Source organism: Stenotrophomonas sp. HITSZ_GD, assembly GCF_029543105.1.
In the GTDB taxonomy this organism is placed as follows: domain Bacteria; phylum Pseudomonadota; class Gammaproteobacteria; order Xanthomonadales; family Xanthomonadaceae; genus Stenotrophomonas_A.
The window spans coordinates 157,081-182,917 of record NZ_JARQXB010000001.1 but is presented as its reverse complement, the minus strand read 5'-3'; the positions used below and the strand labels follow the sequence as shown (position 1 = coordinate 182,917).

The 25,837-nt window shown below is 70.2% G+C and carries 29 protein-coding genes; 19 read left to right on the top strand and 10 right to left on the bottom strand.

Annotated elements, in window-relative coordinates; translation table 11 throughout:
• The first annotated feature begins 172 nt into the window (after positions 1-172).
• The 7 genes from P6166_RS00970 (at position 173) to P6166_RS00940 (ending at position 6,840) form a co-directional block, all read left to right on the top strand.
• Entirely contained in the window at positions 173-511 is a 339-nt protein-coding gene (locus P6166_RS00970) for a P-II family nitrogen regulator (RefSeq protein WP_057644140.1), read from the top strand.
• 17 nt (positions 512-528) lie between these two features.
• Positions 529-2,001, top strand: coding sequence for an ammonium transporter (gene amt / locus P6166_RS00965; RefSeq protein WP_277762668.1), 1,473 nt, complete (start codon positions 529-531; stop codon positions 1,999-2,001).
• Between the two features lie 212 nt (positions 2,002-2,213).
• On the top strand, positions 2,214-2,960 hold the full coding sequence (locus P6166_RS00960) for an N-acetylmuramoyl-L-alanine amidase (protein ID WP_277762667.1): 747 nt from the start codon (positions 2,214-2,216) through the stop codon (positions 2,958-2,960).
• A 69-nt stretch (positions 2,961-3,029) separates the two neighbouring features.
• Positions 3,030-4,085 (top strand): ATP-binding protein, encoded by a 1,056-nt coding sequence (locus P6166_RS00955; protein ID WP_277762666.1) that lies wholly within the window; start codon positions 3,030-3,032, stop codon positions 4,083-4,085.
• Positions 4,078-5,499, top strand: coding sequence for a nitrogen regulation protein NR(I) (ntrC, locus tag P6166_RS00950; protein ID WP_277762665.1), 1,422 nt, complete (start codon positions 4,078-4,080; stop codon positions 5,497-5,499). The genes P6166_RS00955 and ntrC overlap by 8 nt, the downstream gene beginning before the upstream one ends.
• A gap of 70 nt (positions 5,500-5,569) precedes the next feature.
• Positions 5,570-6,139 (top strand): superoxide dismutase family protein, encoded by a 570-nt coding sequence (locus P6166_RS00945; RefSeq protein WP_277762664.1) that lies wholly within the window; start codon positions 5,570-5,572, stop codon positions 6,137-6,139.
• Positions 6,140-6,195: 56 nt separating this feature from the next.
• A complete protein-coding gene (locus P6166_RS00940) occupies positions 6,196-6,840 on the top strand; it encodes a superoxide dismutase family protein (RefSeq protein WP_277762663.1) in 645 nt (214 codons plus the stop codon).
• Positions 6,841-7,111: 271 nt separating this feature from the next.
• Here the strand turns inward: P6166_RS00940 and P6166_RS00935 are convergent, their stop codons facing one another.
• On the bottom strand, positions 7,112-7,996 hold the full coding sequence (locus P6166_RS00935) for a hypothetical protein (RefSeq protein ID WP_277762662.1): 885 nt from the start codon (positions 7,994-7,996) through the stop codon (positions 7,112-7,114).
• A 106-nt stretch (positions 7,997-8,102) separates the two neighbouring features.
• On the opposite strand from P6166_RS00935, the gene P6166_RS00930 reads away from it, so the two are divergent.
• Positions 8,103-9,383, top strand: coding sequence for an acetyl-CoA C-acetyltransferase (locus P6166_RS00930; RefSeq protein ID WP_277762661.1), 1,281 nt, complete (start codon positions 8,103-8,105; stop codon positions 9,381-9,383).
• Positions 9,384-9,490: 107 nt separating this feature from the next.
• Here P6166_RS00930 and P6166_RS00925 read toward each other — a convergent pair whose 3' ends face one another.
• The 3 genes from P6166_RS00925 to P6166_RS00915 all read right to left on the bottom strand — a co-directional run bounded on the left by P6166_RS00925 (position 9,491) and on the right by P6166_RS00915 (position 12,573).
• A complete protein-coding gene (locus P6166_RS00925; protein WP_345781844.1) occupies positions 9,491-10,756 on the bottom strand; it encodes a heme biosynthesis HemY N-terminal domain-containing protein in 1,266 nt (421 codons plus the stop codon).
• Positions 10,753-11,721: a uroporphyrinogen-III C-methyltransferase gene (locus tag P6166_RS00920; RefSeq protein WP_277762660.1), complete on the bottom strand. Its 969-nt coding sequence runs from the start codon at positions 11,719-11,721 to the stop codon at positions 10,753-10,755. The genes P6166_RS00925 and P6166_RS00920 overlap by 4 nt, the downstream gene beginning before the upstream one ends.
• A gap of 102 nt (positions 11,722-11,823) precedes the next feature.
• A complete protein-coding gene (locus P6166_RS00915) occupies positions 11,824-12,573 on the bottom strand; it encodes a uroporphyrinogen-III synthase (protein ID WP_277762659.1) in 750 nt (249 codons plus the stop codon).
• A gap of 43 nt (positions 12,574-12,616) precedes the next feature.
• On the opposite strand from P6166_RS00915, the gene P6166_RS00910 reads away from it, so the two are divergent.
• The 5 genes from P6166_RS00910 to P6166_RS00890 all read left to right on the top strand — a co-directional run bounded on the left by P6166_RS00910 (position 12,617) and on the right by P6166_RS00890 (position 15,721).
• Positions 12,617-13,087 carry a YiiD C-terminal domain-containing protein gene (locus P6166_RS00910; protein WP_277762658.1) on the top strand — a complete coding sequence of 157 codons (471 nt, stop codon included), beginning with the start codon at positions 12,617-12,619 and terminating at the stop codon, positions 13,085-13,087.
• 32 nt (positions 13,088-13,119) lie between these two features.
• On the top strand, positions 13,120-13,545 hold the full coding sequence (locus P6166_RS00905) for a hypothetical protein (RefSeq protein ID WP_277762657.1): 426 nt from the start codon (positions 13,120-13,122) through the stop codon (positions 13,543-13,545).
• 78 nt (positions 13,546-13,623) lie between these two features.
• The gene (locus P6166_RS00900) at positions 13,624-14,061 is read left to right on the top strand and encodes a rhodanese-like domain-containing protein (RefSeq protein ID WP_277762656.1); all 438 of its coding nucleotides are present in this window, start codon (positions 13,624-13,626) and stop codon (positions 14,059-14,061) included.
• Between the two features lie 96 nt (positions 14,062-14,157).
• A complete protein-coding gene (gene secB, locus P6166_RS00895) occupies positions 14,158-14,673 on the top strand; it encodes a protein-export chaperone SecB (RefSeq protein WP_277762655.1) in 516 nt (171 codons plus the stop codon).
• 22 nt (positions 14,674-14,695) lie between these two features.
• Positions 14,696-15,721, top strand: a complete 1,026-nt coding sequence (locus P6166_RS00890) for an NAD(P)H-dependent glycerol-3-phosphate dehydrogenase (protein WP_277762654.1) — start codon at positions 14,696-14,698, stop codon at positions 15,719-15,721.
• A 224-nt stretch (positions 15,722-15,945) separates the two neighbouring features.
• Here P6166_RS00890 and P6166_RS00885 read toward each other — a convergent pair whose 3' ends face one another.
• The 4 genes from P6166_RS00885 to P6166_RS00870 form a co-directional block, all read right to left on the bottom strand.
• Entirely contained in the window at positions 15,946-16,527 is a 582-nt protein-coding gene (locus P6166_RS00885) for an Ax21 family protein (RefSeq protein ID WP_277762653.1), read from the bottom strand.
• A 269-nt stretch (positions 16,528-16,796) separates the two neighbouring features.
• Positions 16,797-17,354 (bottom strand): NADPH-dependent FMN reductase, encoded by a 558-nt coding sequence (locus P6166_RS00880; protein WP_277762652.1) that lies wholly within the window; start codon positions 17,352-17,354, stop codon positions 16,797-16,799.
• A gap of 54 nt (positions 17,355-17,408) precedes the next feature.
• Positions 17,409-17,888, bottom strand: coding sequence for a tRNA (cytidine(34)-2'-O)-methyltransferase (locus P6166_RS00875; RefSeq protein ID WP_277762651.1), 480 nt, complete (start codon positions 17,886-17,888; stop codon positions 17,409-17,411).
• 49 nt (positions 17,889-17,937) lie between these two features.
• Positions 17,938-18,402 carry a hypothetical protein gene (locus P6166_RS00870; protein ID WP_277762650.1) on the bottom strand — a complete coding sequence of 155 codons (465 nt, stop codon included), beginning with the start codon at positions 18,400-18,402 and terminating at the stop codon, positions 17,938-17,940.
• Between the two features lie 408 nt (positions 18,403-18,810).
• On the opposite strand from P6166_RS00870, the gene P6166_RS00865 reads away from it, so the two are divergent.
• From P6166_RS00865 to P6166_RS00855, 3 genes are all read left to right on the top strand, one after another.
• The gene (locus tag P6166_RS00865) at positions 18,811-19,131 is read left to right on the top strand and encodes a DUF4156 domain-containing protein (protein ID WP_277762649.1); all 321 of its coding nucleotides are present in this window, start codon (positions 18,811-18,813) and stop codon (positions 19,129-19,131) included.
• 101 nt (positions 19,132-19,232) lie between these two features.
• The gene (locus tag P6166_RS00860) at positions 19,233-20,249 is read left to right on the top strand and encodes a 3-oxoacyl-ACP synthase III (protein ID WP_130317005.1); all 1,017 of its coding nucleotides are present in this window, start codon (positions 19,233-19,235) and stop codon (positions 20,247-20,249) included.
• A gap of 103 nt (positions 20,250-20,352) precedes the next feature.
• Positions 20,353-21,252 (top strand): alpha/beta fold hydrolase, encoded by a 900-nt coding sequence (locus P6166_RS00855; RefSeq protein WP_277762648.1) that lies wholly within the window; start codon positions 20,353-20,355, stop codon positions 21,250-21,252.
• Between the two features lie 8 nt (positions 21,253-21,260).
• Here the strand turns inward: P6166_RS00855 and P6166_RS00850 are convergent, their stop codons facing one another.
• Positions 21,261-21,644 carry a YkgJ family cysteine cluster protein gene (locus tag P6166_RS00850; RefSeq protein ID WP_277762647.1) on the bottom strand — a complete coding sequence of 128 codons (384 nt, stop codon included), beginning with the start codon at positions 21,642-21,644 and terminating at the stop codon, positions 21,261-21,263.
• 131 nt (positions 21,645-21,775) lie between these two features.
• Here P6166_RS00850 and oleC point away from each other — a divergent pair, with 131 nt between their 5' ends.
• From oleC to P6166_RS00835, 3 genes are all read left to right on the top strand, one after another.
• Entirely contained in the window at positions 21,776-23,428 is a 1,653-nt protein-coding gene (gene oleC, locus P6166_RS00845) for an olefin beta-lactone synthetase (RefSeq protein ID WP_277762646.1), read from the top strand.
• On the top strand, positions 23,425-24,435 hold the full coding sequence (oleD, locus tag P6166_RS00840; protein WP_277762645.1) for a 2-alkyl-3-oxoalkanoate reductase: 1,011 nt from the start codon (positions 23,425-23,427) through the stop codon (positions 24,433-24,435). The genes oleC and oleD overlap by 4 nt, the downstream gene beginning before the upstream one ends.
• Positions 24,436-24,498: 63 nt before the next feature.
• Positions 24,499-24,657, top strand: coding sequence for a DUF1328 domain-containing protein (locus tag P6166_RS00835; RefSeq protein ID WP_130317010.1), 159 nt, complete (start codon positions 24,499-24,501; stop codon positions 24,655-24,657).
• A gap of 57 nt (positions 24,658-24,714) precedes the next feature.
• On the opposite strand, the gene ddlA is transcribed toward P6166_RS00835, so the two are convergent.
• Positions 24,715-25,812 (bottom strand): D-alanine--D-alanine ligase, encoded by a 1,098-nt coding sequence (ddlA, locus tag P6166_RS00830; protein ID WP_277762644.1) that lies wholly within the window; start codon positions 25,810-25,812, stop codon positions 24,715-24,717.
• Positions 25,813-25,837 lie beyond the last annotated feature (25 nt).

The following is a 25,837-nucleotide window of genomic DNA, read 5'->3' as shown; positions in this document are numbered from 1 at the left end:
GTCGCGGGCCTTCGCCCTCTCCCACGATGGTGGATGTCGTCCGCACGCGGATGGTGTTCGCCGGGGGCCCGCTGCCGCTCCGCGCTGAAGGGATGCCGTCATGGCATCCGGGTGAACGTCGTTGCCGGCCGTCGTCGCGCAGGCCGGTTCCATCCACCATCGGGGTATGCGCATGAAACTGATCACCGCCATCATCCGGCCGTTCAAGCTTGACGAGGTGCGCGAAGCACTCTCGCAGGCGGGCGTGTCGGGCATCACCGTGACCGAAGTCAAAGGCTTCGGTCGCCAGAAGGGCCACACCGAGCTGTACCGCGGCGCCGAGTACGTCGTCGATTTCCTGCCGAAGATCAAGATCGAGACTGTCGTGACCGACGAGCGCCTGGACGCCGTGGTCGAGGCCATCCAGTCCGCCGCCGGCACCGGCAAGATCGGCGACGGCAAGATCTTCGTCACCCCGGTCGAACAGGTGGTGCGCATCCGCACCGGCGAAATCGGCGCGGACGCGCTCTAACCCTTCCGGAGGCCCACATGAAGAACGTGCTCGCAGCCGGGTGGAAGACCCGGTTCTACGCTGTTTCCCTGATGATGCTGCTCAGCGCCTTCGCGGTCACCGCGTTCTCGGCGCATGCGCAGGACACCGCCGCGCCGCCGGCACCCACCACCGAGACCACGCCGGCCCCGACGCCGGAGGTGACGAGCGAACCGCTCGACGCCGCCGCCGCCGCGACCGCACCGGCCACCGAAGCCCCGGCCGCCGCCGAACCGGCGCCGACCGTCGACAAGGGCGACGTGGCCTGGATGCTCACCTCCACTCTGCTCGTGTTGTTGATGGTCGTGCCCGGCCTGGCGCTGTTCTACGGCGGCATGGTGCGCGCCAAGAACGTGCTGTCGGTGCTGATCCAGGTCGCGGTCGTGTTCTCGCTGATCAGCGTGCTGTGGGTCGTATACGGCTACAGCCTGGCGTTCTCGGGCGAAGGCCCGTGGATCGGCAACCTCGACAAGGCACTGCTCAAGGGCGTGGACGTCACCACGCTGGCGGCGACCTTCACCAAGGGCGTGGCGCTGCCGGAGTTCGTGTTCGTGGCGTTCCAGTGCACCTTCGCCGGCATCACCGGCGCGCTGATCGTCGGCGCGTTCGCCGAGCGCGCGCGCTTCGCCGCGGTGCTGCTGTTCTCGGTGCTGTGGTTCACCTTCGCCTACCTGCCGATGGCGCACATGGTGTGGGCGACCGGTGGCTTCCTGTTCGAGAAGGGCGCGCTGGATTTCGCCGGCGGCACCGTGGTGCACATCAATGCCGGTATCGCCGGCCTGGTGGGCGCGTACTTCGTGGGCAAGCGCACCGGCTTCGGCCGCGAGGCGATCAAGCCGCACAACGTCACCCTGACCTTCGTGGGCGCCTCGCTGCTGTGGGTGGGCTGGTTCGGCTTCAACGCCGGCTCCAACCTGGAAGCCAACGCCGGCGCGGCCCTGGCCTTCCTCAACACGCTGCTGGCCACCGCCGCCGCGGTGCTGGGCTGGTCGCTCACCGAGAAGATCATCAAGGGCAAGTCCTCCGCGCTGGGCGTGGCGTCGGGCATGGTGGCCGGCCTGGTCGGCATCACCCCGGCGTGCGGCACCGTCGGCCCGTTCGGCGCGATCGCCATCGGCTTCATCGCCGGCGTGCTGTGCGTGTGGGGCGTCACCGGCCTCAAGCGCCTGCTCAAGGCCGACGACAGCCTGGACGTGTTCGGCGTGCATGGCCTGGGCGGCATCATCGGCGCCATCCTCACCGGCGTGTTCAGCGCCGCCTCGCTGGGCGGCCAGAAGGGCGATGACTACGACATGCTCGGCCAGGTGTGGATCCAGACCGAGGGCGTGCTGATCACCCTGGGCTGGGTCGGCGTGGTGTCGGTGGTGTCCTTCCTGATCGCCAAGCTGGTGTTCGGCCTGCGCGTGAGCGAAGAGTCCGAGCGCGAGGGCCTGGACATCACCTCGCACGGCGAATCGGCCTACGAGTCCTGATCCGCGTGACCGGCCCGCGCCTGGTGCGCGGGCCGGAGGTATCCGCCGGGCCGGCTGGCCCGGCGGCGTTCGAAAACGGATGCGCTCCCGGGGGCAGGGCCATCCCGCATCACACGATGTCGAGGTCGATATGCGCCACCGCCCCTGCACGCCCTTCCCGCCACGCGCACCACATGGCTTGCATTGCCGGACCGCTGCCGTTGCAATGGGGCATGACCCGCGCCCTGCGCTTGCTGCTGATCCCGTGCCTGGCCCTGCTGCTGGCCGCCTGCGCGCACGCACCGCGCAACCCGATGGCGCAATGGGTGGCCTCGCCGAATTTCAACGCGCGCCAGCCGGTGTTGATCGTGATCCACCACACCGAGCAGGACTCGGTGCAGCAGAGCCTGGACACCCTGCGTACGCGCAACAGCGGCGGGCAGGTCAGCGCGCACTACCTGGTGGGCAAGGACGGTTCGCTGTTCCAGCTGGTCTCCGAGGCCGACCGCGCCTGGCACGCCGGCGCCGGGCGCTGGGGCACGATCAGCGACGTCAACTCCGCGTCCATCGGCATCGAGCTGGACAATGACGGGCATTCGCCATTCCCGCCCGAGCAGATCGCCACGCTGCTGCGCTTGCTCGACGACGTGTGCACCCGGTGGCGCATCCCGCGCAGCCAAGTCATCGGCCATGCCGATCTCGCGCCGTCGCGCAAGGTCGATCCCAGCCGCTGGTTCCCGTGGGACCAGCTCGCCGCGGCCGGCTACGGCGAATGGCCCGACCCGGCCGACACCGCCGCGCCACCCGGCTTCGATCCCTGGCTCGGGCTGCAGGCCCTGGGCTATCCGCTGGACAGCCCGGCCGATGCGGCGCGCGCCTTCCACCGGCATTTCCGCGGCCGCGACGACCTGGGCGATGCCCTCGACGCCGAGGACGCCCGCATCCTCCATTCCCTGCTGCGCCAACGCCGCCAGCCCTGAGCGCACCCCTGCGCGCGGCGCGGGTCCCGGTTCACCCCGGCGGCCATGGCTTTGCACTACATTGGTGCAATGCCGATGACCCCCTCCGCGCCGCTGCTGGAAAGCCTGGCCACGCCCGTTGCCTGGGCCGGCCCGGAAGGGCGGGTGCTGGGCGTCAACGCCGCCTTCGCCCGCTGGCTGGGGATCAGCGCCCGCCGCTTCATCGACCAGCCGCTGGCCGCGCTGGAGATCGAGGGCGACGCGCTGGCCCGCTTCATCGACCACGGTGAGCCGGACATGCTGCGCCTGCACCGGGTGGCCATCGGCCTGCCGGGCGAGGCGCCGCATTTCGCCGAGGGCTGGTTGTCGCGCCTGGACGACGGCGGGTGGCTGCTGGAAGCGCACCCGGTCGACGAATTTCCCTCGCCCGACCCGACGCATGCCCTGCCCAGCGCGCTCAGCGCCGCGCTGAAGGGGCTGGCGCACGAGCTGCGCAATCCGCTGGCCGGGCTGAAGGGTGCGGCGCAGCTGCTGGCCCGGCGCGCGGTCAACCGCGACCAGGACGAGCGCGAACTGATCGAGTTGATCGGCGCGGAGATCGAGCGCCTCAACACGCTGCTCGAGCGCCTGTTGTCGCCGGCACCGGCCGGGCCGCACGACCGGCTCAACATCCATGCCGTGCTCGAACGCGTGCTGCGGCTGGCCGAAAGCGAGGCCGGCTGGTCGGTTCGCCTGCAGCGCGACTACGACCCGAGCATTCCGGAAATCCTCGGCGATGCCGACCGCCTCACCCAGGCGGTCTGGAACCTGGTGCGCAACGCGATCCAGGCCGGCGCCAGTACCGTGAGCCTGCGCACGCGCGTGGAGCATGGGCAGCGCATCCGCGACCACGTGCACGCGATGGCGCTGCGCCTGGAGATCGTCGACGACGGCAGCGGCGTGCCGGAGGAACTGGCCGAGCACCTGTTCCTGCCGCTGGTCAGCGGGCGCGCCGACGGCAGTGGGCTGGGGCTGGCGCTGGCGCAGCAGGTCGCGCGCGAGCACCACGGCTCGCTGACCTACCGCTCGCGGCCGGGGCATACGGTTTTCACCTTGTTGTTGCCGCAGCCGGTGCTGGACACCGGCAAGGAGCCTGGGCATGTCTGATCCCGCCTCGCAACGCATCTGGGTGGTCGACGACGACCGATCGGTGCGTTTCGTGCTGTCCACCGCGCTGCGCGATGCCGGCTACCAGGTGGACGGCTTCGACAGCGCCGGCGCCGCGCTGACCGCGCTGCGCGACCGCCCCGCGCCGGACCTGCTGTTCACCGACGTGCGCATGCCCGGCGAAGACGGGCTCGTGCTGCTGGACAAGCTCAAGGCCGCGCACCCGCAACTGCCGGTCATCGTCATGTCGGCCTATACCGACGTGGCCAGCACGGCGGGCGCATTCCGCGGCGGCGCGCATGAATTCCTCTCCAAACCGTTCGACCTGGACGACGCGGTGGCCCTGGCCGCGCGCGCGCTGCCCGACGAAGGCGCCAGCACGCCCACCCCGGCCAGCGTGCCCGGCACCCCGCAGCTGATTGGCGATACGCCGGCGATGCGCGCGCTGTTCCGCGCGATTGGCCGCCTCGCGCAGGCGCCGTTGTCGGTGCTGGTCAACGGCGAAACAGGCACCGGCAAGGAACTGGTGGCGCGCGCGCTGCACCAGGAATCGCCGCGGGCCCGCGCGCCGTTCGTCGCACTGAACACGGCCGCCATTCCGGCCGAACTGCTCGAAAGCGAGTTGTTCGGCCACGAAGCCGGCGCGTTCACCGGTGCGGCCAAGCGCCACATCGGACGATTCGAGCAGGCCAACGGCGGCACGCTGTTCCTGGACGAAATCGGCGACATGCCGCTGCCGCTGCAAACGCGCCTGCTGCGTGTGCTGGCGGAGAACGAGTTCTTCCGGGTGGGCGGGCGCGAGCTGATCCGCGTCGACGTGCGCGTGGTGGCCGCCACCCACCAGGACCTGGAGGCGCTGGTGGAACAGGGCCGCTTCCGCGCCGACCTGCTGCATCGGCTGGACGTGGTGCGCCTGCACCTGCCGCCCCTGCGCGACCGCCGTGCCGACGTGGCGCAACTGGCCGACAACTTCCTTGCCATGGCCGCGCGCAAGCTCGATACCCCGCCCAAGCGGCTGTCGGCCAAGGCGCTCGAAGTGCTGCGCGCCTACGACTGGCCGGGCAACGTGCGCGAACTGGAGAACGTGTGCTGGCGGCTGGCCGCGCTCACGGTCACCGACCTGATCTCCGCCGACGATGTCGAAGCGGCGCTCTCGCGTGGCACGCGCCGCTCCGCGGGCGCGGGTATCGGCGAGGGCGCCGACTGGGATGCGCATCTTTCCGAGTGGGCGCGCCAGCGCCTCGGGGCGGGTGCGGAAGGCCTGCACGCCGAGGCGCGCGAGCGCTTCGACAAGGCGCTGCTGGAGGTCGCGCTGCAGTTCACCCAAGGGCGGCGCGCCGAGGCCGCCGCGCGGCTGGGCGTGGGGCGAAATACCGTGACCCGTAAACTGGGCCCCGGACGCCGGCGCCGCTGAGCGGCGCGGGGACCATTCATGGCCCCTGCACGCCGGCCCCACTAGCGTGCCCCATGTCCGGAGGAAACCCGTGCCCGTGAATTGCCGTGTCCTGTCCGTCCTTGCGCTGCTGGCGCTGACCGCCTGCAGCAGCGCGCCGCCTTCCAAGCCGCCACCGCCGCTGCCCCCGGCGCCGGTGAGCAGCGTGCGCCAGGCCGAAGCGGCACTGGCCTCGGCCTCCGGCAGCCTGGTGAGCGGCCGCATCGTTCTGCTGCCGATGCCGCAGGGCGTGCGCCTGACCGGCACGGTGGGCGGGCTGCGGGCGGGCGGCAGTTTCGGCTTCCACGTGCACGAACGCGGTGACTGCAGCGCGGTCGATGCCAGCAGCGCCGGTGCCCACTTCAATCCCACCGCCAGCGCGCACGGGCGCCACGGCGGCGGCCCGCATCATCTCGGCGACATGGACAACCTCGTCGCCGACGCCGAGGGCGTCGTCCACCTGGACTTCGTGCTCGGCGGCGTCGCGCTGGGTACCGGCGCGGGCAACGACATCCTCGGCAAGGCGCTCATCGTGCATGCCGATCCCGACGATTACCGCAGCCAGCCCAGCGGAAATGCCGGCGCGCGCCTCGCGTGCGGCGTCATCCGCGCCAGCCGTTGACCCTTGCCGGCCACGGCCGGCACCACATTGCCCGATGGGCGAGAGGAGGAAACACCATGCGCATCATCCCGACCGCGTTGTTCATTGCCACCACGCTGGCGCTGGGCGCCTGCAAGCGCGAGGCACCGGCGACGGACGCCACCACCGAAGCACCGGCCGACCACGCCGGCCACGACGCGGCCGCACCGCAGGCGCCCGCGGCACCGACCGCGCCTGAAGCACCGAATGCACCGGCCCCCAGTGCCACCGCCGAGATCAAGCCGACCCAAGGCAACGACGTGAAGGGCAGCGTGACGTTCAAGGTGGTGGACGGCGCGCTGCGCGTCAGCGGCCAGCTCAGCGGCCTGAAGCCGAACAGCGAGCATGGCTTCCATATCCACGAAAAGGGCGATTGCAGCGCGCCGGACGGCAGCAGCGCCGGCGGCCACTTCAATCCCGCGCAGAGCCAGCACGGCAACGTGACCGCCGACCCGCACCATGGCGGCGACATGCCCAACATCACCGCCGATGCGCAGGGCAACGCCACCATCGATGGCCCGGTGTCGAGCAACGTCAACATCGGCAAGGGCGACGATTTCGACATCACCGGGCACGCGGTGATCGTTCACGCCGATGCGGACGACTACAAGACGCAGCCGACCGGCAACGCGGGCGGGCGCCTGGCGTGCGGCGTGATCACCACGGCGCCGGCGGCGAACTGATCGCGCGGTAGTCCGCAGGGCGGTGGAGGTCGCGTCGCGGCTGAAGCCGCTCCTGCAGCGGCGCCGGCGGCAGGCACGGCGGACTGTTGCAGGGCTTCGGCGTGAGCGTCGTGATGCCTCGGGCGCGCGGTGGGCAAGCCCGTAGGGACCGCAGGCGACATGGAAGTCGCCTACGCACCTTCATGGCGGGATTCACGGCGCGTCCCCCCAAGGGTTCGCCGACAACAGTCACGCGTGAGGCACCTGCCGCGCGTGCGGCGTGCCGAAAAGCTCAGGCGTCCAGTGCGGCGCGGGCATCCTGGCCCGGCTCGATGTGTACGTAGAGCACCGGCACGCCGTGCGCTTCCAGCACGGCGGCCATCTGCCGCTGGCGCGCCAGGTATTGCTCGTACACCCGCTTGAGGCGCTCGCAGTCGGCGCGGTCGTGCTGGTAGTACGCGCACCAGCCGGCGGGATCGAACAGCGCCATGCGCGCCTCGCCCTCGACGTAGCGCAGCAGCGGCTCCGGCGCGTCGGCCAGCCATTCGCTGGACTGCGGCGCCAGCAACGCGGTTTCCAGCACCGGCCACAGCGCGGCCAGGCCCTGGTTGTCGTACTGCATCGACATCATGGCGGCGAGGTCGTGCACGGTCAGGTAGCGCGCATGCTCGATCTGCGCACCGAAGGCCTCCTGCGCCAGCAATGCGGTATCGGCCTGGGCCATGCCCTGGGCCAGCAACACCTCTTCCAGTGCGGCGGCGACTTCCTGGACCGTGTCCGCGTCGCCGGCCAACAGGAACGGCAATACGCGCAGGTTGCCGCCCGCCAGCGCCGGATCGGCCTGGAACGGCAGCGGCACCTCGCCCTGCGCGTCGGCGCCGAAGGCGAGCAGGCGCGGGCCTTCGTCGCGGCCCGGCGCACGGGCCCGCAGTTCATCCAGACGGCGATGCAGGGGCCACCCTGGGCGCAACGCCTCGGCCGGATCGAAATGCGCGCCGGCCAGGCTCAACTCCAGTTCGCGTACGCGCGGCACCCATTGCGCCAGATCGCGGCCGACCCGCTCGGCCAGTGCGCCGGCCTGCTCGGAGGACAGCGCTGCGCGTGCCGGCACGGTGCCGCCCGCCAGTTCCAGTGCCAGGACGCCGATGGCGGTCACGCCGTGTTCGGAATTGCTCATGGGATCGCGGTTGGCCCGTCACGGGGCGGCAGCTACACTGCGCACATTATGCCTGCCTGCCTTGTGCAGGCGATGTCCCCAACCCCCTCACAGCCCAGGCCAACCCATGTCCGTCGCCCGTCCCGTCGCCATCCTCGGTGGTGTCCGCATTCCGTTCTGTCGCCAGAACACCGCCTATTCGGATGTCGGCAACCTGGGCATGTCGGTGCGCACGCTCGGTGCGCTGGTCGAGCGTTTCGGCCTGCACGGGCAGCAGCTGGGCGAAGTGGCGATGGGTGCGGTGATCAAGCATTCCAGCGACTGGAACCTGGCGCGCGAAGCGGCGCTGTCCTCGGGCCTGTCGCCGCTGACGCCGGGCATCACGCTGCAGCGCGCCTGCGGCACCTCGCTCGACACCATCGTGCACATCGGCAACAAGATCGCGCTGGGGCAGATCGACTCGGGCATCGGCGGCGGCTCGGACACCACCTCCGATGTGCCGATCGTCTACGGCAAGAAGCTGCGCGCGCGCCTGCTGGCCGCCAACCGCGCCAAGACCACCGGCGACAAGCTCAAAGCGCTCGTCAGCGGTTTCCGCCTGGGCGAGCTCAAGCCGGAGTTTCCCGGCGTGGCCGAGCCGCGCACCGGCAAGAGCATGGGCGACCACTGCGAGGACATGGCCAAGGAGTGGAACATCTCGCGCGACTCGCAGGACGAGTGGGCGGTGTCCTCGCACAAGAAGCTGGCCGCCGCCTATGAGCGCGGTTTCTTCGACGACCTGATCGCCCCGTTCCGTGGCGTGAGCCGCGACAACATCCTGCGCCCGGACACCTCGCTGGAGAAGCTGGCCACGCTGAAGCCGGCGTTCGACAAGATTTCCGGCCGCGGCACGCTGACCGCCGCCAATTCGACCCCGCTCACCGACGGCGCCGCCGCGGTGCTGCTGGCCAGCGACGAGTGGGCGCGCGCGCACGGGCATGAGCCGCTGGCCTACCTGCGCGATGCGCAGGTCGCCGCGGTGGACTTCGTGCACGGCGAAGGCCTGCTGATGGCCCCGACGGTCGCCGTGCCGGAGATGCTCAAGCGCCACGGCCTCACCTTGCAGGACTTCGACATCTACGAGATCCACGAAGCCTTCGCCGCGCAGGTGCTGTGCACGCTGCGCGCCTGGGAGAGCGAGGACTACTGCCGCAACCGCCTGGGCCTGGATGCGCCGATGGGTCGCATCGATCCGGCCAAGATCAACCCGCTGGGCTCCTCGCTGGCGACCGGCCATCCCTTCGCCGCCACCGGTGCGCGCATCGTCGCCACCGTGGCGAAGGAACTGAAGGAACGCGGCGGTGGCCGCGCGCTGGTGTCGATCTGCACCGCCGGCGGCATGGGCGTGGTGGCGATCATCGAGCGCTGAAGCGGGCGCCGTCGGCGCACTGCTTTGTTTGTAGGAGCGGCTTCAGCCGCGACCATGGCGTTTCCGGTCGCGGCTGCAGCCGCTCCTGCAGGGAGATCCCGTGCCGCTCAGCCGCGCAGTCGCGGCACCCCATGTTCGTCGCGATCCTCGGCCACGGCCTGGTCATGGATCTGCGCGCGCAGGTCGCGATGTCCGGCCAATTCGGTGACCGGGCCGCCACGCGGCGCGTGCAGCGCGTTGCGGTAGCACTGCGCGGCCAGCGCCGGTTCGCCCGCCGCCGCGAAACCTTCGCCCAGCGCTTCCCATGCCGGCGCACCGGCGCCCTGCGCGATGGCGCGATGCAGGAATTCCTCCGCCTGCGTCCACTGCTGCTGGTGGCGTGCCAGGCGGGCCAGCGTCAGCAACAGGCCGGGGCTGGCCGGGTGCGTCGCCAACCAACGCTGGGCGCTGGCACGGCGCGAGTCGTACTTCTCCAGCGGCAGTTCGCCGTAGAGCACCACCAGTTCTTCGTCCCAGCGCGCGTCCAGCGCCTGTTCCAGGCTGCGCAGCGCGGCATCGTCCCAGTGCAGCGCGGCGGCGCGGCGCGCATAGGCGCCCACCACCGGCGGCTCGGCGCGCAACGCCTTGGGCAGTGCCTCCCAGCGTTCGGCCAGCAGGTTGGCGTCGCCGGCCTGTTCGAGCGACAGCGCGGCCAGGCGCAGTTCCAGCGCGGCCAGTGCGTCCGGCGCGAGCGCCTGCTGTTGGCGCAATGCGCCCAGCTGGCCGTAAGCCTCGCCGGCGCGGCCGATCAGCGCCAGCGCCTCGGTGCGCAGGAACAGGCCGCGCGGCGGCAGCGGCTGCGCGGCCGGGGCGTCGAGTGCGTTGATCGCATCGACCGGGCGCGCCGCAGCCAGCAGGCGTTCGGCCTGCAGCAGGGCATGGGCAACGGGATCGCGCGTGGCCAGGTCCTGCGCCAGCACCTGGGCGCCGTTCGTGTCGCCGCGCGCATCGGCCACGCGGATGGCCGGCGGCAACGCCACCGGCGCGACCTCCTCGTCCTCGGCCGCCGCGACCAGCGCCTTGCCGGCCTTGTTCCACTGCCCGAGCTCGTATGCGCGCAGGCCTTCGATCAGACGCGCGCGGCCGCGCTGGCGGCGATAGCGGCCCCAGGCGCGGAACGGCAGGCTCAGCAGGATCCACAGCAGCCACAGCGCCAGCAGCAGCACGATCAACGCCAGCACGGCCTGCGGCATCGGTGCGATGTAGTCGTTGCCACCGGCGCGCACCACCACTTCGCCCAGGTCGTAGCGCTGCTGTTGCGAGAGCCATTGCGCGGCGACCACGCCGAGCGCGACGGCGACCAACAGGATGAGCAGACTTCGCAGTGGCTTCATGGGGCTTGCCTTCCTTCACGCATGGCCTGCAGTTGACGCAGGGTGGAGCCCAGTTCGGGCATGTCCGGTCGCAGTGGCGCCTTGCCAAGCTCGGCCAGCGCCCGCCGCTGCGCGCGCAACGCGGGCGAATCGGGCCACAGCCGCACCAGCCAGGTATCCAGCCGCCGCAGCGCCTGGCCCAGGCCCTGTGCATCGCCGCGTTCCAGCGCCGCGCGGGCCAGGCTCGCCTCGATTTGCAGCGCATCCTCGGCGGCACGGCGCTCGGACCCGGCGATCAGCGTTCCGTTCGAAGGCTGGATGCGCACCAGCGGCGACAGCGCGCGCTGCCACCACGGCGATGCGGCATCGCCTTCGTTGTCCACATGGTGCGGCAAGGTATGCAGGCGCGAGATGAAGACGTCGAGCTCGCGCGCGACGCGTTGCCGCGGGCCGGGACCGAGCGCGTCGAGCGCGTTGCGTTCCTGCACCAGCGCCTGGCGCAGGTTGAGGTAGGCCGGATCGTCGATGCCCTGCAGTGCGCCGGCGGCCAGCGCGTAGGCGCGGCGCGCGCCTTCCAGGTCGCCGGCGATCGCCAGGCGTTGTTCGCCCTGGTTGAGCAACAGTTCCACTTCGTCCAGGCGCAAGGCCTGCGCGCCATGGCGTTCGGTGTCGGCCAGCCGCTCGACGGTTTCCTCCAGCAGCGCGCCGCGCTGGCTCAGGCCGAGCATCTCGTCGCGCAGGATGCGGTTGGTCGCCGCGGCATCCTGCAGGCGCTGGTTGGTCGCGCGCTGGTCGCGGCGCAGCGCGTCCAGGTTCTGCTCCAGTGCGGTCCAGCGTTGCGCACGTGCGTCCTCGTTCTGCTGCCGCGCGGCGAGCTGGCTCTGCCATTCGCGCCACGCGAATCCGGCGGCGACCGCAAGCACCACCAGCACGAGCAGGGACAGCCACAGCAGCGGTCGGCGGCGCGGGGGCACGGGGTCGTTCATCGGCACACTTCCTCGAAAGCAGGGGCCGCGCGGGGGACAGGGGCGGCGCGGCACAGCATGGCGTGGCGCGCGCGCGCCGGGCAAGAGCGCGGCGGCCTGGATTCAGTCCGCCGCGAGGGCGGCGGCCAGCAGTTGCGCCGGACGGGGGCCTTCGGCCTGCACGATCCGCTGGAAGCCCCGCGCGGCCGCCTGCGCCGCGAGCCGTTGGCTGGCCGCCACGACCGGCTGCGCCTGCCATCGTGCGAGCAGTTCGGCGGGAAGCTGGTCCAGCACCCGCTCCAGCGCCTCGCCGCTGCTCAAGGCCAGGACCGAGGGACCGGTGAGCGCATGCAGGCGACGCAAGGTGGTGGCGGTGAGCGCCAGCGGGACGCGCTCGTAGACATCGGCGCGCACGACCTCCACGCCCCTGCCCGCGAGCGTACTGGCCAGCAGGCCGCGTCCGCCGGGCGCGGTGACCAGGCCCACGCGCGCGGCCCCGGCGAGCGCGGGCAGCGCCAACAGGCCTTCGCTGTCCATGCGCGCGGGCTGGATGACTTCGGCCACGCCTGCGCGGCGCAGCGCGCCCGCGCTGCCTTCGCCCACCGCCAGCCAACGCGCCGCCGCCGGCGGGCGCAGCGGTGCCAGCCGGCCGGCCGCGCGCACCGCCGCCGGGCTGGTGAACACCACCACCGGGGCCGCCAGCGCCTGGCCGAGCGCGCCGCGCGTGGCGGCGTCCTCGCGCGGTTGCAGCCGCCAGGGCGATACGCCCAGCACCGCCAGCCCGTGGCGCGCGGCGGCATGGCGCAAGGCGCCGTGCTGCCCGGCCGGGCGCAGCGAGATCAGCGTGGTAGGCACGTGTGCGGAAGCAGGCATTGCGGGCATTATGCGAGCCCTTCGCCCGCAGGTGCCGTTTCCGATGCCGTTGCCCGCGCCTTCCGCCGATGACCTGCGCCACTTGCAGGCCTATTTGTCCGCCATGCCGCCCGTCGCGGCGATGGGCATCCGCGTGGAGCGCTACGAGGACGGCGCGCTGTTCCTGCAAGCGCCGCTGGCGGCGAACGTCAACGACAAGGACAACGCGTTCGGCGGCAGCCTGGCCTCGTTGCTCACCCTGGCCGGCTGGGGCTGGGTGAGCCTGCAGCTGCGGTTGGCCGGCCTGGCGGCCGATGTGTACGTCGCCGACAGCCAGCTGCGCTACCTCAAGCCGGTCTACGAGACGCTGCGCGCCGACGCCGCGCCGGCCTTGGTGGAGGAGCGCGACGCTTTCCTCGCCACGCTGCGCCAGCGCGGCAAGGCCCGGCTGGGCATGGCCGGGCAGGTGCGGCTGGCGTCGGGCGAGGTCGCCGCGACGTTCGCCGGGCGTTTCGTGGCCATCGCCAAAGGGTAGGATGGCGCCTCGTGACCAGGGGAAGAAGCAACATGCGACAGGGGATCCGGATCGCGCTGGCGACGGTGCTGATGCTGCTGGCCGTCTCGGCCGTGGCGGCCAGCCGTTCGCAGCGGCGCAGCCTGGAGGACGTGCAGGCCGCCTACGCGGCCGCGGTGCGCTGGAACGATTTCGATACCGCGCAGGAAATCATCGACCCGCAGTACCGCAAGGAACACCCCACCTCGGACCTGGAGCGCGCGCGCTACGAGCAGGTGCAGATCTCCGGCTACCGGGAGCTGCGCGCCGGCAACGGCGCCAACGACAACGAGGTCGTCCGCGATGTCGAGCTGCGGGTGATCAACCGCAATACCCAGGCCGAGCGCACCGTGCGGGTCCACGAGACCTGGCGCTGGGACCCGCAGGCCAAGCAATGGTGGCTGGCCTCGGGCCTGCCGGACCTGTGGCGGGGCGAATAGGACCGCCACGGGGCCGCCCCGTCCCCGTCTCCGGGCTGTGCGACAATCGCCGCCCGCTCATCCAGACCCCCTGAAGCCGTGAATTTCGAAGAACTGCTGGCCTTTGCCGGGCGCAATCCGTTCCTGTCGATCGTTTTCGTCGGCCTGACGATCGCCATCATTTACACCGAGATCGCCCGCCTGTTTCGCGGCTTCGCCGGCATCAAGCCCGCCGAGCTGACCCGCCTGATGAATGGCGACGGGGCCGTGGTGGTGGATCTCTCGCCGGCGGCCGACTTCGAGAAGGGCCACATCGCCGGCAGCCGCAACGCGCAGCCCTCGCAGTTCGGCCCCGAACACAAGCTGGTGGCCGGCGCCAAGCAGAAGCCGGTCGTGCTGGTATGCCGCACGGGCAACGCCTCCACCGCCGCGGCCAAGCAGCTCAAGAAGGCGGGCTTTGAGAAGGTGTACGTGCTCGAAGGCGGCATTCCCGCCTGGCAGCAGGCCGAACTACCCCTGGTGAAGGGCCGCGCCTGACCCCATTGCTGCCTGAGCGCCGCGTGCCGGCGCCCCCCGCGACAGGCATGTGATAATCCCGATTCATCAACGAAATCCGCTCTACTGGAGTAAGAAATGTCCGACGAAACCAACAACGGCGCCGTGGCGCCGGCCGAAGCCGCCGCCGGCCCCGCGTTCACCATCGAAAAGATCTACGTCAAGGACGTTTCTTTCGAGTCGCCCAACGCGCCGGCCGTGTTCAACGAAGCGGTGCAGCCGGAGCTGCAGCTCAACCTCAACCAGCGCGTGCAGCGCCTGAACGAGAATGCGTTCGAGGTGGTGCTGGCGATCACCCTGACCTGCAGCGCCGGCGGCCGTACCGCGTACGTGGCCGAAGTGCAGCAGGCGGGCGTGTTCGGCCTGGTCGGCCTGGAGCCGCAGGCGATCGACGTGCTGCTTGGCACCCAGTGCCCGAACATCCTGTTCCCGTACGTGCGCAGCCTGGTGAGCGAGCTGATCCAGGCCGGCGGCTTCCCGCCGTTCTACCTGCAGCCGATCAACTTCGAGGCGCTGTACGCCGAGACGCTGCGCCAGCGTGCGCAGGGCGGCGAGACCTCGCTGGCTGATTCGGAGCCGGCCGGCAACGCCTGAGCGTTGCACGGCTGATCCTCGGATGAGCGATCAAAAGCAGAAAATCGCCGTCCTCGGCGCCGGCTCCTGGGGCACTGCGCTGGCCGCGCTGGTGTCCCGGCATGGTCATCCGACCGTGCTGTGGGGCCGCGACGCGGCGGTGATCGAGGCGATCGACCGCCGGCACGAAAACCCGCGCTACCTGCCGGGTATCGCGCTGCCCGACGCGCTGCGCGCGACCACCGACCTGGCACAGGCCGTGGCCGACGCGGGGTGGATCCTGGTCGTGGTGCCGTCGCATGCGTTCACCGAGACGGTGCGCACGCTGGCGCCGCTGCTGCCGCAAGGCGCGGGCGTGGCGTGGGCGACGAAGGGCTTCGAGCCGGGTTCGGGCCGTTTCCTGCACGAGGTGGCCGGCGAGATTCTCGGCGATGCGGTGCCGCTGGCGGTGGTGACCGGGCCTTCCTTCGCCAAGGAAGTGACCCTGGGCCTGCCGACGGCAATCACCGTGCACGGCGAGGATGCGGCATTCGCGCAGCAGGTGGCCGAGGCGATGCATGGCCCCACGTTCCGCGCCTACACGGGCGATGACATGGTCGGTGCGGAGCTGGGCGGGGCGATGAAGAACGTGCTGGCCGTGGCCACCGGCGTGGCCGATGGCATGCAGCTGGGCCTCAATGCGCGCGCGGGCCTGATCACGCGCGGGCTCAACGAGATGCTGCGGCTGGCCGCGGTGATCGGTGCGCGGCCGGAGACGCTGATGGGCCTGGCGGGGTTGGGCGATCTGGTGCTCACCTGCACGGGCGATCTTTCGCGCAATCGTCGCCTGGGCCTGGCGCTCGGCCGTGGGCAGAGCCTGCCGGACGCGGTACGGGAGATCGGCCAGGTGGTGGAATCCGTGCAGACGGCCGACGAGGTGATGCGGCAGGCCGAGGCGCATGGCATCGAGCTGCCGATTTCCAACGCGGTGCGCGCGGTGCTGCACGGCGAGCTGACCCCGGAGGCCGGCTTGCGTGGCTTGTTGGCGCGGGAGCAGAAGCCGGAGTACCCGGCGACGTTGTTCCAGTGAGCGTCCTTGCAATCGCGGCATGGATGAGCCCGGCTTCGGCCGGGCTTCTCGTTTTCCCCGCTTGCACGGTCTGGGCTATCGCGTGGCGTCCCGGGGGACAGGCCAATCCACCGCTGCGTCCAATGGGACATCACCCGCCGGATGCCGCGCAAAAAAAGAAGCCCGGCATGGCCGGGCTTCGGGTTGCGACACGGGAGAGAGGCGTGTCGCGCCTTGCGTGATGCTTACCAGCTGAAACGCGGGCCCACCGACCACTGGACGTCGCCATTGTCGGTGTACATCTTGACGTCGCCGCTCACCGCCCAGTTCTTGTTGACGTTGAACTGGCCACCCAGGCGGCCGTAGAACTCGCCATCCGGGTTGAAGTTGTCGCGCTTGGCGTAGTCTTCATAGCCAGCCAGCAGGTAGGCCGAGAAGCGCGGGCCGAACGAGTTGTTGATGCCCACCTCGGTGGCCCAGCCGTTGAAGTCCTTGCGGTAGTGTTCCGGGTCCAGGTTCTGGTAGGACACGCGCGCCAGCAGGTCGGTGCTGTTGCTGATCGCGTAGTTGTAGCCCACGCCGACATTCCACTGGTTCAGGTCCAGATCGCCGGCGCCATCGAACTTCTGCTTGGTGTAGCCGCCGAAGACGTGGAAGTTGGGGTGGAACGCGTAGGAACCCTTGATGCCCCAGCCATCGGCGTCCGGGCCGTCGATGTTGGTCTTGACGTAGTCGCCTTCAACATAGTTGTAGGAGATGTTGTCGGCGGCGGAAGCGGCGAACGGGAGGGCGGCCAGCAGGCCCAGGGCAAGCAACGAAGTCTTCATGGGGTATTACCTGTCTTATTGTTTGGTGGTCGGCGCTGAGGCGGATGCCGTTCGCTGCCGACATGTAAATTCTCTGTTATGCGGCCAAATCGCCACTGAATTTCTGCATGAGTGCAGCATTAATCGCGCGTGCTGTTCAGCGCGCGATCCTTGTTTATTTCGAAGCGAAGGCGCACGCGGGCGCGTTGCAGATCGCGTTGCGATCAAGCAATTCGAAAATTCTTAGGCGAGCGAGAAGCGCGTGCGAGCGCACGCCCTTCGATGCGGCATCAGCGCGGCGCGCTGGCGAAACGTGCGAAGCCCTGCAGGAAATCAGCGAGGCGTTGGCGGGTGACCGCGTCGGCGAGTTGGCCTTGCGCGTCGATCAGCTGCGCGGCGTGCGAAACCATCAGGCGGCCACCGGCCCACTGCCGCGTGCCGAGCGTGCGCAGGATCGGCAACCACGCCGCCTGCGAGAGCTGCGTGCCGAAGCCGCCGGGCGAAGCGCCGATCACCGCGAACGGGCGGTCGCCGAACACGCGCGCGATGTCGCTGGACGGGCGCGAGAGCCAGTCGATGGCGTTCTTGAACACGCCGGGCACGCCGTTGTTGTACTCCGGCGTCACCAGCAATACGCCGTCGCTGGCGAGGATCTTGTCCTTCAGTGCGACCACCGCGGGCGGCAGGCCATCGCGCTGCTCCGCATCGCCGTCGTAGAGCGGGATGCCGTGCAGGGTGGCCGCTTCCAACGCAATGCCTTCGCCCGCGACTTCCACGGCGGCGCGCAGCAGCGCCGTGTTGAACGAACCTGCGCGCAGGCTGCCAGAGACGCCAAGGAGACGGACCATCGGGAAGACTCGTGCCGGGAGCAGTGATTATGCCCGCGGCAGGACACCCCGCCGCTATTGGCCGCCGGCGAATCCCCGCTGGCGCCAGGCTTCGAACACCACCACGGCCACGCTGTTGGAAAGGTTGAGGCTGCGGTTGTCCGGACGCATCGGCAGGCGCAGGCGATGAGGCTCGGGAATCGAGGCGAGTACATCGGACGGCAGGCCGCGGGTCTCGGCCCCGAAGAGGAAGGCATCGCCGGGCGCGAAGGCGGGGGTGTCGTAGCGCACCTGGCCACGCGTGCTGAGGGCGAACAGGCGCTGCGGGGCGATCCGGGCCAGCGCGGTCTCCAGGTCGGGATGGACCTGCAGCGAAGCGTATTCGTGGTAGTCCAGGCCGGCGCGCTTGAGCTGGCGGTCGCTCAGGTCGAAACCGAGCGGTTCGATCAGGTGCAGCCGCGCGCCGGTGTTGGCACAGAGGCGGATCACGTTGCCCGTGTTGGGCGGAATTTCCGGCTGGTACAGCAGTACATCGAAGAAGGGCGGCTCGCTCATCGGCGAATTCTAGCCGCCACCGGCCGGCCAGGCGGCCGACCGGCAGGGCTCAGAACTGCGCCTGGACGCGGACCACTTCACCCAGCAGGGCTTCCAGCTGGCTCGGCGAGGGCTGCAGGTGCGGGACCGGCAGGCTGACGATGACCTGGCCCAGCAGGGCGGCGATCGATTCGCTGGTGCTGTCGGCGCTGGCGACCGGGGTGGCGCTGCGGTCCAGTTCGGCGCGCTGCGCTTCGGAAGGACGCACTTCGACCGACGCCAGGGTCACCACGCGCTGGGCGGCGGCCTGCTCGGCCTGCTGCTCCAGGATCTGGCCGACGGTCGGGCGGACCTGCACGGCGGACAGGGTGGGGATGTCGCTGTTGAGCTCATGCTCGCGCTGGGCGATCTGCTCGGCGGAGGGGCGGACCTGCACGGTGTCCAGGGTGTTGATCGTGGCGGCGTGGGCGCTCATCGAACCGAAAACCGAACCGGCGGCAAGGGCGATGGCGACGCTCAGAGACTTGGTGTTCATGACGGTACCTGTTGTGGTGTGGGTGAGCGGTGGTGTGGTAGTAAGGTAGTACACCTAATCAGGAGGGTCAAGCGGAATTTCAGTTTTCCCGATTTTGTTCAGCGTTTGGTCAGGTTCGATTGAGTCCGTTCTTCCCGCACCTAGACCAAAGCAGACCGCGTGCCAACTTCAGGTAATTGATAAGAAAGGGATTTTTTCGAAGTGGAGTGTCCGCTGTCCGGACACCCGGAGCGCGCCGAGCCTGTCCGGACAGCCCGCCGAGGTGTACGACCTCCTGCGATTCACCGATGCCGCCACGCCCGGACCGCCCCGGAGCTGACCGCCAACCCGCGTCGACACGGGTTTCGCCTTGCCAAATCGACCCGCTGGGGCACAATCCTGTTCACCTTTCTGATTCCACCGGCCCCCATGCGCGTCCTGATCGCCGCTTCCCTGATTTCCCTGACCGCCGCCGCGTGCACCTGGGTGCCGATCGAACCGGCCGGCAAGACGGTGCGGGTGATTCCGCCGGGCGCGGTGCCCGCCAGCTGCCAGCAGAAGGGCGAGGTGGTGGTGTCGGTCAAGAACAAGGTCGGCTTCTACAACCGCAACCCGCTGCGCGTGCAGGAAGAGCTGGAAACGCTGGCCCGCAACGAGGCGCCGAGCGCCGGCGCCAACGCCGTCCAGGCCGAGGGCCAGCCGGCCGATGGCAGCCAGCGCTTCAACGCTTATCTGTGTAGCGGCCGCTGAACCGTTGTCCCGGCGGCCGACCCCGGGCCTTGTAAAGATGCGGTGAAGGCTGGCAGGGGCTAGAATGGCGCCCCCTCGCCTGAAGCCATGGCGCTACTTCGATGCTCTTCAAGAACGTCTCCATCGCGGGACTGGCGCATGTTGATGCGCCGCACACGCTGACGTCCCAGGAAATCAATGCGCGCCTGCAGCCGACCTACGACCGGCTCGGGATCAAGACCGACGTGCTGGGCGACATCGCCGGCATCCACGCCCGCCGTCTGTGGGACGCGGACGTGCAGGCCTCCGACGCCGCCACCGCCGCCGCCCGCAAGGCGATGGCCGATGCCGGCATCACCGCCGACCAGATCGGCCTGCTGGTCAACACCTCCGTCAGCCGTGATTACCTGGAGCCGTCGACCGCGAGCATCGTCTCCGGCAACCTCGGCGTCGGCGACCACTGCATGACCTTCGACGTCGCCAATGCCTGCCTGGCCTTCATCAACGGCATGGACATCGCCGCGCGCATGCTGGAGCGCGGCGAGATCGACTACGCGCTGGTCGTGGACGGCGAAACCGCGAACCTGGTCTACGAAAAGACCCTGGAACGCATGATGTCGCCCAACGTCACCGAGCAGGAGTTCCGCGACGAACTCGCCGCGCTCACGCTGGGTTGCGGGGCCGCCGCCATGGTGATGGCGCGCAAGGAGCTGGTGCCGGACGCCCCGCAGTACCGCGGTGGCGTGACGCGCTCGGCCACCGAGTTCAACAAGCTGTGCCGCGGCAACCTGGACCGCATGGTCACCGACACCCGCATGCTGCTGATCGAAGGTATCAAGCTGGCGCAGAAGACGTTCATCGCCGCCAAGCAGGCGCTGGGCTGGGCGGTGGACGAGCTGGACCAGTTCGTCATCCACCAGGTCAGCCGGCCGCACACCGCCGCGTTCGTGAAGTCCTTCGGCATCGACCCGGCCAAGGTCATGACCATCTTCGGCGAGCACGGCAACATCGGCCCGGCGTCGGTGCCGATCGTGCTGAGCAAGCTCAAGGAGCTGGGCCGGCTGAAGAAGGGCGACCGCATCGCCCTGCTCGGCATCGGCTCGGGCCTGAACTGCTCGATGGCCGAAGTGGTGTGGTAAGCCGCCGCGCGCCGCTGGCCGGCGCGCGACTGCCTGGCGACACCGTACGACGAACGCCCGCGCCGCAAGCCGCGGGCGTTTGATTGTCCGCAAGAGGAATCCGATGACCGTCTCCGTCCCCCTGCCGGGCTATCCGGCGCACCCGCAGCGTTTCGAGGTCCGCCCTGGCCTGTCGATGTCCTACCTGGACGAAGGCCCGCGCGATGGCGAGGTGGTGGTGATGCTGCACGGCAACCCCTCGTGGAGCTACCTGTGGCGCAATCTGGTCGCCGGGCTCGCCGACCGCTACCGCTGCATCGTGCCGGACCACATCGGCATGGGCCTGTCCGACAAACCGGACGACAGCCGCTACGCGTACACGCTGCAGTCGCGCGTGGACGACGTGGCCGCGCTGCTCGACCACCTCGGCATCACCGGCCCGATCACTTTGGCCGTGCACGACTGGGGCGGCATGATCGGCTTCGGCTGGGCGCTCTCGCACGCCGCCCAGGTCAAGCGCCTGGTCATCACCAATACCGCCGCCTTCCCGATGCCGGCGGCCAAGCGCATGCCGTGGCAGATCGCGCTGGGCCGGGACTGGAAGATCGGCGAGTGGATCATCCGCGGCTTCAACGCGTTTTCCGCCGGTGCCTCGTGGATCGGCGTGGAGCACCGCATGCCGGCCGACGTGCGGCGCGCCTACGTGGCGCCCTACGACAACTGGGCCCACCGCATCTCCACCATCCGCTTCATGCAGGACATCCCGCTCTCGCCGGCCGACCGCGCCTGGCCGCTGCTGGAGGCGGCCGGCAAGGCGCTGCCCGGCTTCGCCGACCGCCCCGCGTTCATCGGCTGGGGCCTGAAGGATTTCGTCTTCGACCGCCACTTCCTCGATGGCTTCCGCGCCGCGCTTCCCAACGCCGAAGTCCAAGCCTTCGACGATGCGGGCCACTACGTGCTGGAAGACAAGGCCAAGGTGCTGGTGCCGGCGATCCGCGAGTTCCTCGACCGCCACCCCCTCTGAGCCGCCGATCAATACGCCGGCAGGGGATTGCGCTCGGCGTCGTCCACGCCGATCCAATCCGCCGCGGTGAGCGGCGGCAGGCCATGCGCCGCGCGCGACTCGTCGCACTGCCGGCTGCGTTCGCCGAACTCCAGCGAGGCGGGCACCTGCGCGCATACCGCCGGGCGGCGCGCATGGATGGTGCAGCGGCTGTAACGGCCGATGTCGGCCTCGAGCGCGATGCAGCGCGGCCGGGCCTGCGAGGTGCCGCGCATGACGCGCTCGTGCGCGCGCAGCGCGTCGGTCAGTTCGATCGGCACCCGTCCGCCCAGGCTCGGCTCGGCCTCGCTCCAGTGGAGGCTGACCCGGAAGTGGGCACAGCAGGCACCGCAGGAGAGGCAGGGATGTGCCATGGGCGTGCAGGGTGTGGGAGCGGCGGCGGCATTCTGCCGGAACCCGGGCCGGGCGCAAGTCGCCGGCGTTCAGTGGCCGCGCCCGCGCGGCGGAGACGACACGAGTGCGGGCGGGCGGCGATAATTCCCCGATGACCCCACCGTGCAACATCGCGGCCACGCTGCCGGAACTGGCGCGCACCCGCCCGCAGCAGATCGCCATCCGTTGCCCCGGCCGCCGCGGCGCCGATGGCATGGCGCGCTACGACCTCACCTTGACCTACGCCGAACTGGACGGCCGCAGCGATGCCATCGCCGCCGGCCTGGCCCGCCAAGGCATCGGCCGCGGCACCCGCACGGTGGTGATGGTGCGGCCCTCGCGCGAGTTCTTCCTGCTGATGTTCGCGCTGTTCAAGGCTGGCGCGGTGCCGGTGCTGGTCGACCCCGGCATCGATCGCCGCGCGCTGCGGCAGTGCCTGGACGAGGCGCAGCCGCAGGCTTTCATCGGCATTCCACTGGCGCAACTGGCGCGGCGGGTGCTGGGCTGGGCACGCTCGGCCGAGCACATCGTCACCGTTGGCCGGCGCTGGGCGTGGGGCGGCACCACGCTGGCGAAGGTGGAGCGCGAGGGCGCCGGTGCGGGTGGCCAGCTGGCCGACACCGCGCCGGATGACGTGGCCGCCATTCTGTTCACCAGCGGCTCGACCGGCGTGCCCAAGGGCGTGGTGTATCGCCACCGGCATTTCGTGGGCCAGATCGAGCTGCTGCGCAATGCCTTCGGCATGCTGCCGGGCGGCGTGGACCTGCCGACCTTCCCGCCGTTCGCGCTGTTCGACCCCGCGCTGGGCCTGACCTCGGTGATCCCGGACATGGACCCCACGCGGCCGGCGCAGGCCGACCCGCGCCGCCTGCACGATGCGATCACCCGTTTCGGCATCACCCAGCTGTTCGGCTCGCCCGCCTTGATGCGCGTGCTGGCCGACTACGGCCAGCCGCTGCCCACGGTGACGCGGGTGACCTCGGCCGGTGCGCCGGTGCCGCCGGATGTGGTGGCGAAGATGCGCACGCTGCTGCCGGAGGAGGCGCAGTTCTGGACGCCCTACGGCGCGACCGAATGCCTGCCGGTGGCGGTGATCGAAGGCCGCGAACTGGAGCAGACCCGCGAAGCGACCGAAGCGGGCGCCGGCACCTGCGTGGGCCGCGTGGTCCCGCCCAACGAGGTGCGCATCATCACCATCGACGATGCGGCGATACCGCATTGGGACGGCGTGCGCGAGCTGCCCGCCGGCGTGGTCGGCGAGATCACCGTGGCCGGGCCCACGGCGACCGACAGCTACTACAACCGCGACGCGGCCACCACCATCGCGAAGATCCGCGAGCCGCTGCCGGGGGGCGGCGAGCGCGTCGTGCACCGCATGGGCGATGTCGGCTACTTCGACGCCGAAGGCCGCCTGTGGTTCTGCGGCCGCAAGACCCAGCGCGTGGAGACCGCCACCGGGCCGATGTACACCGAGCAGGTCGAGCCGGTGTTCAACACCGTGCCGGGCATTCGGCGCACCGCGCTGGTCGGGGTGGGTGCGCCCGGCACGCAGCTGCCGGTGCTGTGCTACGAATTGCTGCCCGGCGCCGACGGCCAGGGGATGGCGCAGCGCCTGCGCGAGCGTGCCGAGGCGTTCGCGCATACCCGGGCCCTGACCCGCTTCCTCCTCCACCCGGCCTTCCCGGTGGATATCCGCCACAACGCCAAGATCGGCCGCGAGCAGCTCGCGCGCTGGGCCACCGAACAACTGGAGCGCAACGCATGAAGATCCTGGTCACCGGCGGCGGCGGCTTTCTCGGCCAGGCGTTGTGCCGCGGGCTGGTGGCCCGCGGACACCAGGTGCTGAGCTTCAACCGCGGCCACTACCCGGCGCTGCACGCGCTGGGCGTGGGCCAGATCCAGGGCGACCTGGCCGATGCCCAGGCCGTGCACCACGCCGTCGCCGGCGTGGACGCCGTCTTCCACAACGCGGCCAAGGCCGGCGCGTGGGGCAGCTACGAGAGCTACCACCTCGCCAACGTGGTCGGCACCGAGAACGTGCTGGCCGCCTGCCGCGCCGCCGGCGTGGGCAAGCTGGTCTACACCTCCACGCCCAGCGTGACCCACCGCGCCACGCATCCGGTCGAAGGGCTCGATGCCAGCCAGGTGCCCTATGGCGAAGATTTCCAGGCGCCCTACGCGGCGACCAAGGCCATCGCCGAGCGCGCCGTGCTGGCCGCCAACGACGCCACGCTGGCGACGGTGGCGCTGCGCCCGCGCCTGATCTGGGGCCCGGGCGACAACCAGATCGTCCCGCGCCTGGCCGAACGCGCGCGCGCCGGCCGCCTGCGCCTGGTCGGCACCGGCGAGAACCGCGTGGACACCACTTACATCGACAACGCCGCGCAGGCGCATTTCGATGCGTTCGAGCACCTCGCCGTCGGCGCCGCGTGCGCGGGCAAGGCGTACTTCATCTCCAACGGCGAACCGCTGCCGATGCGCGAGCTGATTAACCGCCTGCTCGATGCCGCCGGCGCGCCGCCAGTCACCCGCTCGATCTCCTTCAAGACCGCCTATCGCATCGGGCGCGCGTGCGAAATCCTGTGGCCGCTGCTGCGGCTGAAGGGCGAACCGCCGATGACGCGCTTCCTCGCCGAGCAGCTGTGCACCGCGCATTGGTACGACATGGGGCCGGCCAAACGCGACTTTGGCTACGTGCCGCGGGTGAGCATTGACGAAGGCATCACAAGGCTGAAGTCCTCATTTGCCGCCCACGCCGCCATCACCGATTGAAGACCGGGGCGCCCCGATGATGTGCACGCGCCGATCCGGCACGTCCACCACTTCGGGAACGCCATGCTGCATTACGCCATTGTCTTTTTCGTCATCGCCATCATCGCTGCCGTGCTGGGTTTCAGCGGCATCGCCGGCGCCGCCACCAACATCGCCTGGATCCTGTTCGTCGTCTTCCTGATCCTGGCCGTGATCTCGCTGTTCCGCCGCGGCCGCGTCTAGTCGAAGCGGTTGCAGGCCGGCCGGCGCATCTTCGGGTGCGCCGGCCGCGCAACGCGGTCAGCCGACCGTGCTGCGCAGTTGGGCATCGGCGCGATGTCGCTCGATCGCCAGTTCCACCAGCCGCGTGACTAAGGCGCGGTAAGACAGGCCACTGGCCCCCCACAGCTTCGGGTACATGCTGATGCGGGTGAAGCCTGGCAGGGTATTGATCTCGTTGATGACCACGCGTCCCTCCGGGGTGAGGAACACGTCCACGCGCGCCAGCCCGGCGCAATCCAACGCTTCGTAAGCCCGCAACGCGATCTGGCGGATGCGCGCCTGCGTGTCCGCGTCGATGGCCGCCGGCACCACCACTTCCGCGCCGGTTTCGCTGATGTACTTGGTGTCGTACGAGTAGAACTCGTCGTGCACCACCACCTCCCCGCACACGCTCGCCTCCGGCGCCTCGTTGCCGAGCACGGCGCATTCGATCTCGCGGCCCACGATGGCCGATTCCACCAGCACCTTGTGGTCGAAGGAGAACGCCAGCGCCAGCGCCTGGGCGAACGCCGCCGCGTCGTGCACCTTGCTCACGCCGACCGACGAGCCCTGGTTGGCCGGCTTCACGAACAACGGCAGGCCCAGCTGCGCACTGATCGCGGCGAAATCCACGCCCGGCAGATCGCGCCGGCGCAGGGTCACGAAGGGCGCCACGTCCAGGCCGGCATCGCGCAGCAGGCGCTTGGCCACGTCCTTGTCCATCGACACCGCCGAGCCGAGCACGCCCGACCCGACGAACGGCAGGTTCGCCATCCGCAGCAGGCCCTGCAGCGAACCGTCCTCGCCCAGGGTGCCGTGCACGATGGGGAACACCACGTCGATCTGCGCCAGCGCCGAGGCCGGCTGCAGCGCCTGCAACTGCTGGGCCTCGCGGCCGGGCACCAGGGCCACGCCCTGGCCGGAGCGGCGCAGGGCGATGCGGGCCGGGTCCTCGGCATCGAGCAGGTAGTCGCCCAGGTCGTTGATGTGCCATTGGCCCTGCTTGTCGATGCCGATCAGGGTGACCTCGAAGCGGTCCGGGTCGAGCGCATCGACGATGTTCCTGGCCGACTGCAACGAGACTTCGTGCTCGGCCGACTTGCCGCCGAAAATGAGGCCTACCCGGATCTTGCCCATGCCACCGCCACCCTTTGCGCGAAAA